At 73.5% G+C, this 15,550-nt stretch carries 16 protein-coding genes; 3 read left to right on the top strand and 13 right to left on the bottom strand.

What is annotated here, in order from left to right:
- Positions 1 to 392 precede the first annotated feature (392 nt).
- A complete protein-coding gene (locus tag ACFU7Y_RS23260) occupies positions 393 to 2,687 on the top strand; it encodes a hypothetical protein (RefSeq protein WP_380769538.1) in 2,295 nt (764 codons plus the stop codon).
- On the top strand, positions 2,687 to 3,130 hold the full coding sequence (locus ACFU7Y_RS23255) for a hypothetical protein (RefSeq protein WP_380769537.1): 444 nt from the start codon (positions 2,687 to 2,689) through the stop codon (positions 3,128 to 3,130). Before ACFU7Y_RS23260 ends, ACFU7Y_RS23255 begins: the two co-directional genes overlap by 1 nt.
- 302 nt (positions 3,131 to 3,432) lie before the next feature.
- On the opposite strand, the gene ACFU7Y_RS23250 is transcribed toward ACFU7Y_RS23255, so the two are convergent.
- The 4 genes from ACFU7Y_RS23250 to ACFU7Y_RS23235 form a co-directional block, all read right to left on the bottom strand.
- Positions 3,433 to 4,458 carry a sporulation protein gene (locus tag ACFU7Y_RS23250; protein ID WP_380769536.1) on the bottom strand — a complete coding sequence of 342 codons (1,026 nt, stop codon included), beginning with the start codon at positions 4,456 to 4,458 and terminating at the stop codon, positions 3,433 to 3,435.
- A gap of 341 nt (positions 4,459 to 4,799) precedes the next feature.
- On the bottom strand, positions 4,800 to 5,048 hold the full coding sequence (locus tag ACFU7Y_RS23245) for a hypothetical protein (RefSeq protein WP_380769535.1): 249 nt from the start codon (positions 5,046 to 5,048) through the stop codon (positions 4,800 to 4,802).
- A complete protein-coding gene (locus ACFU7Y_RS23240; RefSeq protein ID WP_380769534.1) occupies positions 5,042 to 6,016 on the bottom strand; it encodes a Scr1 family TA system antitoxin-like transcriptional regulator in 975 nt (324 codons plus the stop codon). The genes ACFU7Y_RS23245 and ACFU7Y_RS23240 overlap by 7 nt, the downstream gene beginning before the upstream one ends.
- On the bottom strand, positions 6,013 to 6,780 hold the full coding sequence (locus tag ACFU7Y_RS23235; protein WP_380769533.1) for a hypothetical protein: 768 nt from the start codon (positions 6,778 to 6,780) through the stop codon (positions 6,013 to 6,015). The genes ACFU7Y_RS23240 and ACFU7Y_RS23235 overlap by 4 nt, the downstream gene beginning before the upstream one ends.
- A gap of 361 nt (positions 6,781 to 7,141) precedes the next feature.
- On the opposite strand from ACFU7Y_RS23235, the gene ACFU7Y_RS23230 reads away from it, so the two are divergent.
- Entirely contained in the window at positions 7,142 to 7,510 is a 369-nt protein-coding gene (locus ACFU7Y_RS23230; RefSeq protein ID WP_380769532.1) for a hypothetical protein, read from the top strand.
- A gap of 59 nt (positions 7,511 to 7,569) precedes the next feature.
- Here the strand turns inward: ACFU7Y_RS23230 and ACFU7Y_RS23225 are convergent, their stop codons facing one another.
- The 9 genes from ACFU7Y_RS23225 to ACFU7Y_RS23185 all read right to left on the bottom strand — a co-directional run.
- Entirely contained in the window at positions 7,570 to 8,415 is an 846-nt protein-coding gene (locus tag ACFU7Y_RS23225; protein ID WP_380769531.1) for an SAM-dependent methyltransferase, read from the bottom strand.
- Positions 8,412 to 11,171, bottom strand: a complete 2,760-nt coding sequence (locus ACFU7Y_RS23220; protein WP_380769539.1) for a helix-turn-helix domain-containing protein — start codon at positions 11,169 to 11,171, stop codon at positions 8,412 to 8,414. The genes ACFU7Y_RS23225 and ACFU7Y_RS23220 overlap by 4 nt, the downstream gene beginning before the upstream one ends.
- Before the next feature lie 365 nt (positions 11,172 to 11,536).
- A complete protein-coding gene (locus tag ACFU7Y_RS23215) occupies positions 11,537 to 11,836 on the bottom strand; it encodes a hypothetical protein (RefSeq protein WP_380769530.1) in 300 nt (99 codons plus the stop codon).
- An 8-nt stretch (positions 11,837 to 11,844) separates the two neighbouring features.
- Positions 11,845 to 12,390, bottom strand: a complete 546-nt coding sequence (locus ACFU7Y_RS23210; RefSeq protein WP_380769529.1) for an SAM-dependent methyltransferase — start codon at positions 12,388 to 12,390, stop codon at positions 11,845 to 11,847.
- Positions 12,387 to 13,133 carry a response regulator transcription factor gene (locus tag ACFU7Y_RS23205; RefSeq protein WP_380769528.1) on the bottom strand — a complete coding sequence of 249 codons (747 nt, stop codon included), beginning with the start codon at positions 13,131 to 13,133 and terminating at the stop codon, positions 12,387 to 12,389. The genes ACFU7Y_RS23210 and ACFU7Y_RS23205 overlap by 4 nt, the downstream gene beginning before the upstream one ends.
- Positions 13,130 to 13,324 carry a hypothetical protein gene (locus tag ACFU7Y_RS23200; protein WP_380769527.1) on the bottom strand — a complete coding sequence of 65 codons (195 nt, stop codon included), beginning with the start codon at positions 13,322 to 13,324 and terminating at the stop codon, positions 13,130 to 13,132. The genes ACFU7Y_RS23205 and ACFU7Y_RS23200 overlap by 4 nt, the downstream gene beginning before the upstream one ends.
- Complete coding sequence (locus tag ACFU7Y_RS23195; protein ID WP_380769526.1) at positions 13,321 to 14,211, bottom strand: hypothetical protein; 891 nt, start codon at positions 14,209 to 14,211, stop codon at positions 13,321 to 13,323. Before ACFU7Y_RS23195 ends, ACFU7Y_RS23200 begins: the two co-directional genes overlap by 4 nt.
- Entirely contained in the window at positions 14,208 to 15,182 is a 975-nt protein-coding gene (locus tag ACFU7Y_RS23190) for an SAM-dependent methyltransferase (protein WP_380769525.1), read from the bottom strand. The genes ACFU7Y_RS23195 and ACFU7Y_RS23190 overlap by 4 nt, the downstream gene beginning before the upstream one ends.
- On the bottom strand, positions 15,179 to 15,550 hold a 372-nt coding region (locus tag ACFU7Y_RS23185), incomplete at its 5' end, for a glycoside hydrolase family 15 protein (protein ID WP_380769524.1). The genes ACFU7Y_RS23190 and ACFU7Y_RS23185, both read right to left, overlap by 4 nt.

Below are 15,550 nucleotides of genomic sequence, written 5' to 3'. Positions count from 1 at the left end.
CGCCTCGCCCGCGAGGCGGACGGCGAGGGGCGCATTGTTCCAGCGGGGGGTCGGCCAGGTGATGGCTTTCGGTGAACTTCGGTACGCGGGAGCGAGGTTGTATAGGTTCAGGTCACTGCTCAGCGTGAGCGAGTCGTCACTGCCTCCCGCCGTTTCGGCGGGCCCGTCCTTGGACGGTGAGCGCTCCCAGCGTGCCTACGGGCCATCAACTGGGTCTGTCTCAGGGCGGTACGTCCTTGCGACTGCGCGACCGCGTCGCTGCCCCCGGTTCTGCGTGGGGCGTCGGCGGTGTCGTGGGATTCCGGTCCCGAGCGCCGGCCCACCTGGTGTGGGTCATGTCCCGGATCAAGCGGCCTCCGAGAAGCGCCGCACCACGACACCCATGGATGATCATGACGATTCCGCTCACCTTCGTCGCGCCCGGCGGCGACGAGGACGACCACGCTCAGGGCGCCGTCGGCAAGCTGACGACCGAACAGCTCGCCTCCTTCGCTCCCGGCCTGCTCGACATGGAGCCCGTCCCGACCCCCACCGAGCTGAAGGAACTGGCTACTGCCGCGCAGGACCACCCGTCGGTGGTCCTGTCGGCCGAGATCCTCCGGGCGCTGTTCGCCGGGACCACCCACCCCGACGAGCTGCTCGACCAGCTCGACCACCCCGAGGCCGTCGCCCAGCAGCTGAACACCCGCCCCGGCCGCAGCCGGCAGAAACCCAAGCGCAAGGTTTCACGGCTCGGCCGCCTCGCCCGGCTCAGCACCAACACCGGGTACGCGGCGGTCGTGCGCAGCCCGCTGCACCAAGTTGCCGGGATCATGACCCTGCCGGTCAACCCCCGATTTCTCGCCGCGATCCAGCATGCCTTCACCAAGGGCCGCACCACCGACCCCACGATCGAGGGCAGCATCCCCGGTCTGCTGGAGATCCACCTGCCGGCCAAGCAGGACCTGGTCGACCTGATCACCACCACGGTCACCCACCACCTCCTGGACTACGACTGGTCGGACTCCATCGCCCGCACCGGCGTTCAGGAGCCGCTGACGTGCATGGCCTTGCGCGTGCAGTACGCAGCCGGCACCAGTGAGGTCTTCGTCGTCGCCATCGACGGGCAGTCCCGGCTGACGTCCGCCTGGCGCAACGTCCTGGGCATCGGCGACAAGAAGCTGACCGCCGCCACGGCGCCCTCGTACGCCGAGAAGATCGTGGGCCGCATGTTCGCCCACGACGCCGTGGCCGCGTCCCGCAAGGCCGTCAACGGGGCACTGAACACCGCCCGCGCGAGCTCCTGGACCGCTAACGAGCTGGAAGCCCTGCACTCCCGCCTCGCCCCCGTCAACCTCGTGGTCGGCACCTACACCCGCCTCGGCGAGCCCTGCGAGGCCACCACCTGGTTCACCGAGCACCTCACCCAGATCCACCTGCGCCCCCGGCACTGGAGCGGCGGAAGCGACCAGGAGAAGGCCGTCGCCGATGCCCTGCTCGCCGCCGTCCACGCCGGGAAGATCACACCGACCCTCGCCAGTGCCCTGTCGGGACGTCTGCACGGCCTGGACTTCACCCACGCCACCGGCCTGCCCCACCACCCCGCCTTCGCCCGCGCCCTGCTCTTCGAGACGGTGCTCTCCGCTGACGCTGGCGCGCTCATCCGTTCCGCCATCGCCGAGGGCCTCTCGCTCGACCCCAGCAGCAAGGACTTCCCCGCGAAGCTCCTGAAGACCACGGCAATCTTCTCCACCCGCTACCTCCGCTCCGACGCCAAGACGGTCTTCCCGAACATGGTGCACACCTGGGACAACGGCGGCTCGATCACCCGCACGATGTGGAACCGCCTGGCCAAGGGGGCGGACGCCTTCGCCCTGACCCGGCTGCGGGACGACCAGCTGGACGACGACCCGTACAAGAGCGCCTTCGACCTCGTCGAGCAGCTGCGGCGGCGAGCCGAGGACGACGTCCCCGGCGCCCGGGACGAACTCGCCGTACTCGGTGGGGACGCCCTCACCGTCGCCGAGGCCCTGAGCCGAGACCGCGGGTCCAAGGAAGATCTGGTCTCCGAGGAGCCCGTGAACGGCAAGACCCCCTACCGCTCCCGGCCGCCCGGCATCGTCGCGGCGCTCATCGAGACCCCGGCCGGCCGCCTTCTCCTCGGGGCGGCCCTCAGCAGCTGGGTCGACCAGGTCCCCGGCCACCCCGCGGACTACGCCCGTCCGTTCACCGTCCCCAAGATCACCACCACCCCGGACGGCACCCCCGCCATCGCCACCACCCACGGAAACCTCAGGCGGGCAACCGAGTGGCACGTCTTCGAGCTCGCCTGGCCAGGCCTCCCGGCATCGCGCCGCGCGGTGATCGTGGGGAGGCGCGACGCGGCTCGGCAGGCGGCGGACGAGGGCGGCAAGAGCCAGCCGAAGGCCGCGTCCATCACGGCTCTGCAGACTGCGGTCGGGCGGCTGGAGCAGACCATCACGTCCATCCTGACGAGCCCCAGCCAGCCAAAGTTCGCGGACGGTGCGCAGCAGGAGGCACTGCAGAAGCTGCTGTTCAAGGCCAGCCTGGACATCGGCAAGATCCCCGTCGTGGTGCCCGCCAGCCGGAACCCGTACCCCGACCTCGTCCCCGAGGACGGCGAGGCTCCCGACGGGCCGACTCCCGGCGGCAGCGACCCCTACGCCCTCCCCGAGGACGGCAGCTGATGAGGGCAGGATGGACCCTCGGTCCCGACCTTGCCGCGGACGTCGCCGCCATCCCCGGCCAGCGTCTGGCCACGTCGCCTGAGACCCTCCGGGCGTGCGTCTACCCGCTCCGCGAGGCCAACGGAAGCTGGACCTTCCACCACCTCCCGCCCTGGCCGACGGCGCTCTACGTTGCCCTGGACGACTGTTACCGCAGCCTCTACACCGGCAAGGTGCAGCGCGGCACGGCCGAGCGGCCCGACATGAACGCCGTCCGGGACCGCACCCGCGAGCACTACCGCAACAACCAGCCCCCCGAGGCCCGCCACACCTGGCACCACCTGTGGGTCATCCCGATCGAGCACGGTGTCCCCGGCCCCGAGCTTGAGGCGTGGGAGACCCGCGTCCGCCGCTGCACGGCATCGCCGCAGACCCGCAAGAGCGCGCTACTGCGCTCGGCGTAGCGAGGCCACTGGCCGGTCCGGCGATGAGCCGGGCCGGCCGACTCGTCATTGCAGGTCCTGGCCGGAACGGGGTGTGAGGCCCGTAGGCCAATTCCACCTCATCGGATCTGTGGCGATGGCACCGACGATCCGGGCCAGTAGGCGCGGGGTCAGACGGCGGTCACCACGGCCGGGGGCGCGGGTCCCGGCGGGGCCGCCGTGGTGGTATCGGATGACCTCCTGCGCCAGGACCTGCTTGGCCTGACGCAGGCGCACGTCCTCCGTCCGTCCTCCGTCTTGTCCAAACAGACCGAAGTGAACGGTCAGACGGCCGGGGCCGGGGGCAGTTCGGTATGTACCCGGTGGACAACCTCGCGCACCCCGGGCTCGTCCCGCCACCGGTTGAGCCGGCCCACCACGTCGTGCAAATAGGCATGGGCACGGGGCGAGCGGACCTCGCCCAGGATGTCCACCGCACGGTGAGCGTCCGCGAGCGCGGGTTCGAGGTCCCCGTCGATCAGGTGGACGCTGGCCAGTACGGCTCGCCTGATGCCGACCGCCCGGGTGAAGCGCTGCACCGGCATCGCCCCCGCCCGGTCGGCCCACACCATCGCCGCCCGGGTCAGGCCCAAGTCCCGATGCACCACGACAGCGTCGGTGGCCATCCGCGCGGGGGTCATGTATGAGATCCACCCGGGGTCGTGAGATCCGGGCCGTAGCCCCGACAGCAGGCTCTCGCACAGGGCCAGGGCCGCTCCCGCACCGGGGCCGTCGCCCTGCTTGGCCAGGGCCCGGGCCTCGGCCAGCTTGCAGAACGACAGGACCCTCGTGGCCGCGTGCCCGCGGCCACGGGCGTAGGCGGCGGACGCCATCTCCGCAGCCTGCGCGCACCGGCCGGCCAGATACGCGGATAGGGACATCGTCGCCAGGACGTAGCAGCCCATCTCCACGTCGCCGGCCGCGCGGGCCATCCGCAGCGCCTGGATCAGCAGCCGGTCGGAGGCGGCGCGGTCCCCGGCGTCCATCGCCGCCCACCCGGCCACCCTGGACAGTTCGGCCAGCGCCGTGTGCAGGGCCTGCCCCGTCGAAGCCGAGTAGGAGCCGTCGAGAAGCGGCCCGGCTCCCCGCAGGCGTTCCATGACCTTGCTGCGGCGCCAGTCACCGCCCCCGAAACGGGAGTCGGCGACCTGCGCCTCGGCGGCTGCCGTCCACAGGCGCTCGACGTCCGCCGGACCGACACGCACCGCTCCGGCGCGGGCGGCCGGCTCATCGGCCGGGTCGGCCAACCAGCGGAAGGCCGGTGTGGTGAAGGACGCTCCCGCCGTCAGCAACAGGTCGCGACGGTCCACATTTCTCCAGCAGTTCACGGCGCCCGCAAGGGCGGCCTCGCGGTTGTGGGGGAAATCCAACCCACTGTCCTGCCCCGAAACCGATGGGACGCCCCAACCGGCATCCCAAAGGGTGACGGTCCGGCCCAGAAGGGTCCCGAGCACCTCGACAATGCACTCCCGCGCCGCCTGCCGCGGTGTCGCGCCGCTCAGCCACGCGGCGACGTGGGTATGGGTGTACGCCGTCCGCCGCCCACCCGCCTGTGCCGCATCGTTGATGCGACGGGCAAGTTCCCGGTGTGACACCCCGCACGCTTCTACCAATGCGCCCAGGAGCACGTTCGGTCCCCTCACATCACCGGTCACGAGGCAACCGTCCTCGGGTAGGTGTCGAGTTTGCAGTAGCTGCCGATCTTCGGTTCCCCTCCGTCCGCGAAGGCCCTCAGCAGGAGCCGGCCGAACATGCGGTCCTCGACTTCAGCGAAGTCGGCGGCTCGGTATGCAAGGAACTCCAACTCCTCCTTCTTTACGAGGAGCTGGATCTCTCCTTGCCGGGGCGCTGCGGTGGCCTTCGACAGGCGCTCGGTATCAGGCCTGTGGGGGGCTACCACGGCGTGCTCAGCGTGCCGTCGGCCGCGCGCCGGATCATGTCGAGGCTCGCCTTGGGCTCGAGTGCGTGGCGTCGCAGATCGGCCAGCCTCGGGTCCACGAGGTCCTCGTAGACGGCGTCCATCTCGCTGAGGGTGACGGTGAGGAGGCCTTCGGGGAGGTCGAGTTGGACCCGTTCCGTGTCGTTCGGGAGGCAGGCGGACATCGGGACGACGCGGATCTCCAGCGACGTGGTCTCAGCTAGGTGGGCCAGGTGTTCCATCTGCCCGGTATGGAGCCGGGAGCCGCCGACCCGGCGGTGGAGAAGCATCTCGTCCAGGAGGACGGCGGTGCTCGGTGCGCCCGGAGTCCGGACCCGGGCGGCGAAGACGGCCGTGCGGACCCGGTGCGCCTCGCGTTGCCAAGCCTCGACGGCAGACCAGTTCGTGAGCAGGTCGGTGATGTACGGCTGGCACAGCCGGCATCCGGTGCCCGGCAGGACGCCCAGTGACGGGCGCTCGCGATGGTGCCGTGACCTGGCGCCGGTCCTGAACTCCCACATGGCCTCCTCCACGGCGGCGGTGCGCAGGGGCACCGGCGGCAGCTGGTGGCTGCCGGCGCGTTCCTCCACCACCTGGTACCGGTGCGACCATCCGAAACCGCAGTCTATGAAGCAGTCGCGCGTGAACCCGGCCGCGAGGTGCTGCTGATGGCCCAAGACACAGGCCTGCCAGTCGTCGGCGGCGTGCTGGCCCGCACCATAGGCGCGGGCCAGCACCAGGCCCTCGCCCGCCAGCACCACGGTGCGCAGCAGGGGGTTAAGACCGGCTTCCGCTGCGGTGAGGGTCTCCGGGGTGGGCCGGAGGTCGGCGGGCGGCCGCTCGGCGACGTCGGCGACGGTGTCGTCCTGGCATTCGCGTAGGTGGCGCAGGTGTTCGCCGAGGATCCGGTCCGCCAGTGGCGTTGCGGCGGAGGGCAGAAAGTTGATCATGATGTGCCTGGTGATGTGCTCAGGGCCGTGGGGACGGCGCTTGTGGCTGAGGGGATGAGTGGTGGACGTTTGGTGGGCCGTTCTACGGCCGGTGCACCACACGGCTGGAGCCTCTCGTGTCCGGCGGCGCCGGTGAGGTGCGCGTGCAGGATGTCGCGGCTGGTTGTCTCGGGCAGGGCGCGGGCCTGGATGCCGTCGAGCGTGGCGCCGATCTTGGCGGCGGTCGGCCCGACGCGGTAAAGCACTCCGGCCGGCTCCCAGGTCGCGTACAGCGGCTGGGCGCCCCGGTCCGAGTACCTGAACTCGGCGAGGTCCGCGCTGCCCGAGGCCTCATCGCGCGGGACCACGAGGACCACGGCCTGGTCCTCATGGTCCTGGAGCCGAGTCAGGTCCTGTCGGCCCGGGTGCGTGGCGGCGGTTCGGGCCAGGAGGTTGGCGTCGAGGAGGATGGTGATCCTGCGCCCGAGTCCGGGCAGCGAGGGCAGGGTCGTGGAGAGCGAGACGCGGCTGTCGATGGCGCTGCCGGCGGCCCAGCCCAGCCGGTCGTGCCGTCGGCGGCCACCGTCGAGGAGCCGGTCGCCCCCCGTCGGGGCTTGTGCCTGGTGGCACAGGTCGAGAATCTCCTCTCGGTCTTGCCGGTCCGCGTGGTAGAGGTCCAGCAGTTGGCCGGCGGTCTCCGGGGGAGCGGGGCGCAGCCTCGCTCGGCGGCGCCGCGCGGTAGCCGGCGGCTGGCTGGCCGACCGCCAGCACAGTGTGCGGTCCACGGGCCGGCTGCCGGGGGTTGCTGCGGTCGCCGGCCCCGAGGACCCCGACCACCGGTCGCGCCACCGAGCTTCCTCGCCGCCTCCACCGCTCCAGCGTCGCCGCGAACTCCGCTCCGTCACACGCGATGACGAGCACACGTCCATCGGTGGCGCGCAGGCGCACAACTTCCTGCGCCACGTCCTGCTGGCCCGCGTGAGGAACCACCGCGCACGCCCTGCCGCCGTCCAGAACCTGCAGCAACCGCTCCGCCTCAACAGGCCGCAGCCGCACCTGAAAAGCACCCGTACCCGAGGTGCCCGAGCTCGGCCGGACATCGCGCTGCGCCACGATCCCGTCCAGGCACCCCAGGGCGACGGCCTGATGTCGGTGCTCGACACCGAGCCGTCCCAGCAGCCGCCTGACCAGTTTCCGCGCGGTGGGCACGCCCACGGCCACAGCGGCCGAGATCTGGGGGATGGTCAGGTCTTCGGCGAGCAGGCGCAGGATCAGCTGCTCCTCGGACGTGAGGCCACCTGCCGGGCAGCCGCGGGGGTCGGCGGCGATGTCCCGCGCACCGACATGCCCGGCCAGCGTGTACAGCGCGACCAGGCCGGTCCGGCGCAGCCCGACCGACCGGTACAGGTCGCCCGGACGTACCGCGCCCGGGCCGCGGCGGCTCGTGATGTCCTCGGCGGCGTCGGGTCCCGCCAGCAGGCGCACCAACCCGAGGGCGTCCTTGTCCTCCCGTAACGGCGCCGGCCCGCAGGAACGGGAGTTCCCGGCAGCGGTGAGCGGGACGGCCGGCGCGGTCACGACACGCCCTGGTAGGCGGCGGGCAGTGCCGGGTCGCCGAGGTGGATGATGCCGCCGAACTCGACCACCTCGGCGAGCTGCCCGCCTCCGAGGGCGGGACGTCGTCCCCTGGCGGGCCGCGCAATCCCGGCCACCGGCCCCGGGGTCGGACCGAGCAGCGGGTGCGGGCTGAGCGCGGCGGCGATCTCGGCGCTGCTGCGCACCTGCCCCCACCACCCCTGGGTCCGTTCCGCGAGAAGGCCGTTGACGGCCCACCGGGTCCTGTCGTCGTTGATCACCCACTGGGAGACGGCGATCATGCTTCCCTGGGGGAGCCTGCTGACGATGGCGGCGACCAGGGCCGCGAGGTCGCGCAGGATGGCGGTGTGCGGGGACGACACCAGGAGCACGCACACGGGTTGCTGCCAGGTGATGCGGTCGTGCAGGACCGGGTGGTCGAGGATGTCCGCGGTGAGGTAGGGCGCCGTGATCACGGGAGTGAGGTGGTTGACGTCGAGTTTGGTTCTGGCGTGTGCGACCGCCCACCTGTCGTTCTCGACGGTCACCACCAGCGCCGAGGGGTCGAGGTAGTGCGCGTTCTGGTAGACGTGGGGCCGGCGGGGGATTCCGCAGCCGAGGTCGATGATCTGGCGGATTCCCATGCGGAGCGCTCCGCGGACGGCACCGGCCTTGAACGCGTCGGCGCCGCGCACGGCGGTGGTCAGGCCGGCCACGAGCGTGGAGAGTTCGGCGGCGAGTTCCTCGTCGACCCGGCGGTTCATCTCCTGCCCCGCAAGGTGGTCGACCATCATCAGGCCGTTCGGCACCGTGTCGTCCCAGGTACCGGTGTTCGTGCTGGTCATGGACACCTCTCAGCGGATGAACGGTCGGACGTGTGAGGGCCGGTGTCTTCCGGCAGCGGCGCCGCGGGGCCTCCTGGCCGTGGCGGCCGGCCGGGCGGGACGTGCTGGTCCGCGCTGCCCGGGAAACGGCGGTCGCGGCCGGCGGGCAGTGCCGGTGCCGCCCGCTCAGGGAAGGCGGTGTCCGCGGCCGCGGACGAGGGCGGTGACGACCTCCCGGGGTCCCGGGAGGAGGAGTGCCCGTCGCCGGCGGTGGTGCGGTCCGGTCGGCGCCATCGTCCGAGGGCGCCGGTCACGGCGGCCTGCAGGAGGTCGCTGCTGCGTTGCTCATGCAGGGCCCTGGCCTGCAGCGCGTCGAGGCCTGCGCCGACCTCGTCGGAGGCGGCCGGTCCGACGCGGTAGCGGGCACCGGTGGAGTCCCAGCTCGCGTACACGGCCTGGGATCCGGGATCGGTGTACGTGAACTCGGCGACATCGGTGGGCGCTGCTGGACCACGGGCCTGCACCACGCGGACGACGGCCTGCTCCTGAAGGCGGGCCAGCTCCTGCCGGCCCGGACTCGTGACCGCGCACCGGACCAGCAGCCGGTTGTCGAGCAGGACGGTGAGCCGGCGGCCGAGCCCGGCGACCGGGGGCAGGCCGACGGATGCCGCGATCCGCCCGCCGATGGCACTGCTCGCCAGCCACGTCAGCCGCTCCCACCACCGGCCGCGGTCGACGATCCCGTCCGCGCTCGCCGGATCGAGGGCTTGCCGGTACAGGGCGAGGATCTCCTCACGGTCCTGCCGGTTCGCGCGGTAGAAGTCGAGCAGCCGCTCGGTGGTCGCGGGGTCGGGCAGCGCACCTCCCCGCTCGATGCGGCTCAGCTCGATCGTGGACAGACCGATTGCCAGGCCGACGTGGCCCACCTCGAGACGCTGCTCGGTGCGCAGCCGGTGCAGGTGGCTGCCTGGGATCCTGCCCAGGTCCGGTGTGTGCCGCGTGGTCAGGGTCGGGCGGCTGGCCGGCTTCGGACGGGCGGCGCGGCTCCGGGCGGTACGGGTGGGTCCGGAGGGCTTGTCAGGGGCACGGTGGCGGTCGGCGCCGAGGAGTTCCGTGGCGAGGGCGGTGCGGGCCGTGTCGGGCAGGTCGCCGTGCACGGTGACCCAGGCGAGCGGGCCGTCGGCGGCGAAGGCCTCGCCCGGGCTGCCGTCCCACCGGGCGAGGTCCCCGCGCAGAGCGGGGTCCAGGGCGGCGAGGGCACGGACCAGGGCTACGGCATCGGCCGCACTGCCGGCGCCGGCGCGCGGGTTGGGGGTGTGGTCGGCGGGAGCGGTCATCAGGAGGAGTTCGGGGCCTGGCTCGGCGAGTGCCCGCTCGAGTACGGCGAGGCTCTGCCACGGGCGTCGTGCGGCGGACATCACCATGAGCGCGTCGAGTGGGGTGCCGGCCGGCAGCGAGTCGCGGGCGGCGACGACGACGGGTGCGGCCCGGAGCAGGTGCCGCAGCACGGAGCGCTGCTCGTACGGTGCCTGACTGGCACTCAGGCGAAGGCCTCGGATGGGATCCGCCACGGCGGTACCGCCGCGCCCGACGGCGTGGAGGAGACGGCGCGCGGTGGGGTCGTCCGGGCAGCAGACGCCGACGCGTCCGGCGGCGGGCTCCAACGCGGCCTCCCGCAGGCGGTCAGCGGCCGCGCGCAGGAGGACGGGGCCACTGCTGGGCCGGCGCGGGGCGGACAGCGTGACCTCCAGCCGGTAGCCGCGCACGGTGCTCGGGGCCAGACGGGTCAGCCTGCCCAGGCGAGCGCCCGCGCGTGCGTTGTGGGACCGGCCTTCGGTGTTGATCCGGGTGACGGTCGACAACAGGACCCGGCGGTGCGCCGGCAGCCGGTCGTCGGACAGCAGGTCCGCCTCGAGACCGGCGGCCTCCAGGGCCAGCACGTCCTCCACGGCCAGCACGTCCCACACCGGCATCGGGACCATCCGGTGCGCGTCCGCGACGATCTGGGCCCCGTCCCGGGTGGCCACGACCAGGACCCTGCCCGCGGTCGCGGTCTCACCGAGCAGGTCCTGGGGGCGGTGCACGATCGGACAGCCCGGGGGACGCCGGCCGTCGACCCGCTCGCCCGGTCCGTGCACGCCCACCGTCACGACGTCCGGCCGCACCAGCCCGGCCCACCGGGTCAGGGGCCGCGCCAGATGTGCCTCCTGCACGACCACCACCGCGCGCCGCGCGCCCAGGACCGCTGCCCGCGCGTGCACGTCCAGGTCCCGGCGCGGCCCGATCAGCAACCGCCTGGCGCCCGCTCCGTCCGCGAGCGGCGGCTCACCGTCCAGGTGCTCCCTCCTGATCCGCCGCGCCTTGACCAGGGCCGCCACCGCCCCCTCCAGCGTCGTGCCCCACTCTCGCAGCAGAGCGGCCACCAGCCGCAGCGCCGGCTCCTGCCCGATCCCCGTCAGGCGGGCCGCATCCGCGACGCTGAACCCGCGTGCCACCACCCGCAGCAGCCGCACCCGTTCCTCACCGGCGGGGCCGGGCCCGGGAACGAGGTCCGCCGCACCGTCCGTACGGAGGGCCAGCACCCGCCGGGCGACCAGGGCCGCGGCATGCGGCAGCCGGGCCCGCCCGCACATCCGCTCGAGGACGCGCTCCACCCGCTCGACATCCACCCCCAGCTGCCGGGCCACCACCTCACGCGCCAGCCCCCGGGCGACCAGATCCAGCACACACCGCTCGGACGCGTCGAACTCCGGCAGGCCGACCGCATCCACCACCATGTTGCTCACCGAGGCGCGCCTCCCGGTGGCGAGTCCGGCCCCGGGACCGCGGCTCTGCGGTCCCGCGTCCAACGGCCCGTCGACTTCGTGTGCCGGGCCGCCGAGGTGAGCGTCCGGGTGACGGCCGGTCACCGGCTCTCTGACGGCCCGGGCGCGGTCTGCCGCAAGAGCGAGCGTTCCGGGACGGGCGGGTGCGACGGGGCTCACGAACTGATCCTTCGAGGTGCGGGCCGCACGGGGGCGGCGGTTGGTCTGCGCCCGACAGCGGGCGCGGTTGCTGGGATGCCGGTGCCGTCGGGGCCCGGACGACGTGCGCACGGGCACTACGGACGGCGGCGGGGCGCGGGCAAGCGGACAGTGCCGCCTCACGCCCCGGGGATCCGGGCCAGGCCCCCGTACTCGACAACCGCCGGGGCGCGGCCTCCCGCCGCCGGAAGATGCGCGGGGGGAGGCGGGGTGCGTCCGTCCGCCGACCACGCGGCGACGTCGCCGGGCCGGGAACCGACGCGCTCCAGGCCCAGCAGCAGCGTGGCCAGGTCACCGGGCGCGAGGACCCTGCCCCACCGGCCGCCTGTCGCCCGGTGCATCGACCGGGTCAGCCGGCTGCGGGTGCGGCGGTGGTCAGCGGCCAGGTGGGACAGCGCGAGCAGGCTGCCCGGGGCCATGCGGGCGGTCAGACCCGCCACAAGGGCCGGCAGGTCTGGCGCGGGGTGCTGCCGGTAGACGCTGGTGAGCAGAACCCCACCGGCCGGTCCAGGTCGAGGACCGTCCGGGCCTGAGGATCGTCGAGGACCTCCGGACCCAGCCGATCCCGGCAGAGGGTGACGACCGGCGCGTCGGCATGCACCAGCGCCTCGTTGAGGGTGTAGACGCTCCGGTCCGTGCAGACCATCACCACGGCGGCACCGGGACTCTGCTGCTGCACCACCTCCCAACCGAGCACGCCCGTGACGGCCGGCGCGTAGGGGTATCCGTGCCCCAGGTGCAGGACCTGCGTGATGCCCGCTCCGGCGAGGTACTCCAGCACGCGGAACTCGAAGTCGGCGGCCGCCCGGGCGGCCCGCGCGGTACCGGGCACCGCGGCCTCGACGGCCTGCGCGGCGAAGCGGTCCGGCGCGAAACTGGCCGTGCCGGACGTCCAGTAGTCCCCCATGCGGTACGAGCAGGGGACCGAGACATCCAGGTCCTCGGCGGCGACGGTGGCGGAGGCGGTGCTCATGGACGGGGCCCTCCCAGGCAAGGATCGGGTTCGGGGTCGGGGTCGAGGAGACGGTGTCGCAGGCCGATCGCGACAGCGTGCGGGCGGTTGTCAGCGCCGAGCTTGCTGATGGCCTGCTGGATGTAGGTGCGGGCGGTACTGGGGCGGATACCGAGACGACGGGAGATGCCGTCGGTGTCCAGCCCGTCGGCCGCGCCCTGCAGCGCCTGCCGCTCCCGCCGGGTGAGCAGGGCGGCGAGCCGCTCGCCCTCCTCCGCCCTGGGCAGGCAGCCGGCCTCCAGCGCCTGGCGCAGCAAAGCGGAACCGATCGCCGCCTGGCCGGACAGGAGCAGCGTGAGCGCGTCGTGCGTCTCGGCCATGCCCGCGTCGTGCGGCAGGTAGCCGTCCGCACCCGCCAGCAGGGCGCCGAACGCCACCGAGCCGTCGTGCGGCCCGACAGCGAGGGCCGCTGCCGCAGGCAACGCCCGCTTCAAGCGCCCGATCCTCGCCTGGCACGAGGCCGCGCCGTCAACGGCGAGGACCAGGACGTCGGCACGCCCGCCGGGCCGGGCCGGCACTGCGGTCCAGCCGTGGCGGCGCAGCGCGACGGCGAGGGATTCGGCCTGCAGGAGCGGAGCCGCGACGGCAATACGACGGCCGGAGCCGGCTGGACGCACCCCGGACAGGGACGTGTGCCCGGCTTCCCGTGGGGGCTGCTCGCGGTACACGTAGCCGCCGGAGAGCAGCGAGGACGTCGCGGTCACAGGGCGGCCCCGGGCAGCTCGGGCTGGGGCCGCAGGTCGATGACGCCACCGAACTCGACGCGCATTCCGGGCGCCAGCACCTCGAGTTCGGCGGTCACCTCGCGGTCGGTGTGGAAATTGCGGCCGCCACCGCCCAGGCGGTCCACGACGCCCGCCCCGGTCGCCATACTGCGGTCCGGTTCCCCGTTCACCAGGGCATCCCCTCGGCAGGGACGTCGACAACGGGCCGTCGCCGGGGCATCTGCGCGGCGCCCGCGAGGTCGACCGAGCGGCAGGCCGCCTCCAGCTCCGCACGGCAGACCTGACCGGCACACACGTCGAGGACCTGGTCGGGAGTGACCAGCAGGCGCAGCAGCCGCGTCCCGGCCGGCATCGCGAGGGCCTGCCCGGGCAGGAACGCGGTCAGGCGCACGCTCGGGCCTCGAAAACCGATCAACTCCGCGCCCCTGACGAAGAGATGCGCGGTGACCGCGCAGATACGTCCCAGCGCCGCCTCCGGGTCGTCCGCGTCGCCGGTGTCGAGACCGGCTGGATGGAACAGCCAGCCGCGCACGTCCGCGACCGGGCCGCCGTGGTCGACCGGCGACCACACGGCGGGCACTTGGGCCGATGACCGGGCGAGGACACGGTGGATGTCCAGCAGGCCCGGGGTCCGCGGGCGGCCGTGCTCCAGCTCAATGGTGCGGCCTTCGACCCGGGCGTGCAGCAGCGCCAACACTCGCCCGGCGGCACCCGGGGCCTGCTCCTCGAGTTCGGCGGGGGCGAGCAGCACGGGCGCGCCCCGGCGCCCGTCCTCGACGACGAGCGCACCGACCTGGGCGTCCGTCAGCGGCGGGTGGTCGTAGGTGACGACCGACAGCGCGGTGCCCGGCCGCCAGTCCGTCGCGAGCATCCGCCCAGGGGCCGGCAGGATCAGCCCGGTCGTGGCCTCGGCATGCCGCTGCGCCGCCGTGTAGGGCGTCTGGCCGGCCGGTACGGGTCCGCGCGGCAGGTCCGGGCCGCCGGGTCCGGGGGTGAGCAGTACACGGCCCCACCGGTCGGTGAGGAGGAGTTCGGCGTGCGTGCGGGTGGTGGTCATCGGTGGCCTCCGGTCGGTGCGGGGGACGAGGCCGCGGTGAGGGTGGTGCGGGGGCGGGCCGCGCGGCTCGCGTCGTACGGCGTGATCCGGGCGATCGCGCCGAGGACCGCGCTCCTGGGCGGGCCGGCGGGCCGGTACGTCGACGGGATGTAGCGCGGTGCCTCGACGACGCCGAGCTGCTGGACGAGTGGCAGGTCGCGGAGCAGGCCCGCGGTCTGGGCCGGGGTGCGCAGGCGTCCCCACCGGCTGCCGAGCGCGGTGGCCATCGTCTCGTCGACCTGACGGGCCAGGCGCGTGTCCTCGACCGACAGCTGGCATGCCGCCAGATACCCGCCGGTCGGCAGCAGTCGAGCGAGGTCGGCCGTGAGGGTACTGATCACCGCGTCCGGGACCGTTTCCAGCGCGGTGCACAGCACGGCCACCGGCCGGGCCGGGTCGAGGTGGGCGACGGCCGGGTGTTCCAGGAGGCGGTGCGCGCCGTCGGCGAGGCCGACGTCGGCGACGGTCACGCGGTCGTTGCAGGCGAGCACGCAGCGCGAGGCGGCGTGGACGACGGGGTCGGCGTCCGCGTACACCGTGCGACAGCCCGCGTCGATGGCCTGGCCGATCTCGTGGGCGTTGCGGCGGGGCGCGTGGAGTGGGAAGCCGTGGTCCGTGTGGATGATCTGCCGAACACCGAGGTCGCGTACGAGCACGGCGGTGGCGTGTTCGCCGAATGCGAGGGCGTCCTGGGCCCGGTAGGGCATCTCGGGCAGCAGGCCGAGCAGCCTCGAAGCGGCCGTGCAGCTGGAGGTGTTGGCGTTGTGGCCGCCTGCCAGGACGTCCCGGATCCCGGCGTAGGAGGCCCGGGCCAGCAGCGCCAGGATGCGTTCGCGCTCGGCGTCCTCGCGGTCGGGCCCGGTCCGGGCCGCCGTACGGCTGCCCGTGGGCCGGGCCGTGGCCGGGGCGAGCGTGTGGTTGGTGCGGGTCACGAGCGGCTTCCGGGCACGGCGGCCGGTGCGGCGGCTTCGGTGGCGGTGCGCTGGCCGGGGATCGGGAGTGTGTCCGGGCTGTTCGGTTGGGTGGACAGGTACGCGGCCCCACAGGCGGTCAGCCGCAGGGCGGTGTCGATCAGCGGGACGTGACTGAAGGCCTGGGGGAAGTTGCCGACCTGGCGCTTGAGCCGCGGGTCCCACTCCTCGGCGAGCAGGCCCAGGTCGTTGCGCAGCGCCAGCAGCCGGTCGAACAGCTCGCGGGCCTCCTGCACCCGGCCGATCATGGCGAGGTCGTCGGCGAGCCAGAACGAGCAGGCCAGGAAGGCGCCTTCGTGGCCGGAGAGGCCGTCGACGTTGTTGCCGGA

It is taken from the genome of Kitasatospora sp. NPDC057542 (assembly GCF_042801945.1).
GTDB lineage: Bacteria > Actinomycetota > Actinomycetes > Streptomycetales > Streptomycetaceae > Kitasatospora.
Note: the sequence above shows the minus strand (reverse complement) of the source record. Positions and strands in the feature narration are given on the sequence as shown.

What these genes read in the sequence shown, in the direction of transcription:
- ACFU7Y_RS23260 (WP_380769538.1), top strand. Translation starts at nt 393, where the DNA reads ATGACGATTCCGCTCACCTTCGTCGCGCCCGGCGGCGACGAGGACGAC.
- ACFU7Y_RS23255 (WP_380769537.1), top strand. Translation starts at nt 2,687, where the DNA reads ATGAGGGCAGGATGGACCCTCGGTCCCGACCTTGCCGCGGACGTCGCC.
- ACFU7Y_RS23240 (WP_380769534.1), bottom strand. Translation starts at nt 6,016, where the DNA reads ATGATCAACTTTCTGCCCTCCGCCGCAACGCCACTGGCGGACCGGATC.
- ACFU7Y_RS23230 (WP_380769532.1), top strand. Translation starts at nt 7,142, where the DNA reads ATGTCGGTGCTCGACACCGAGCCGTCCCAGCAGCCGCCTGACCAGTTT.
- ACFU7Y_RS23225 (WP_380769531.1), bottom strand. Translation starts at nt 8,415, where the DNA reads ATGACCAGCACGAACACCGGTACCTGGGACGACACGGTGCCGAACGGC.
- ACFU7Y_RS23220 (WP_380769539.1), bottom strand. Translation starts at nt 11,171, where the DNA reads ATGGTGGTGGATGCGGTCGGCCTGCCGGAGTTCGACGCGTCCGAGCGG.
- ACFU7Y_RS23215 (WP_380769530.1), bottom strand. Translation starts at nt 11,836, where the DNA reads ATGGCCCCGGGCAGCCTGCTCGCGCTGTCCCACCTGGCCGCTGACCAC.
- ACFU7Y_RS23210 (WP_380769529.1), bottom strand. Translation starts at nt 12,390, where the DNA reads ATGAGCACCGCCTCCGCCACCGTCGCCGCCGAGGACCTGGATGTCTCG.
- ACFU7Y_RS23195 (WP_380769526.1), bottom strand. Translation starts at nt 14,211, where the DNA reads ATGACCACCACCCGCACGCACGCCGAACTCCTCCTCACCGACCGGTGG.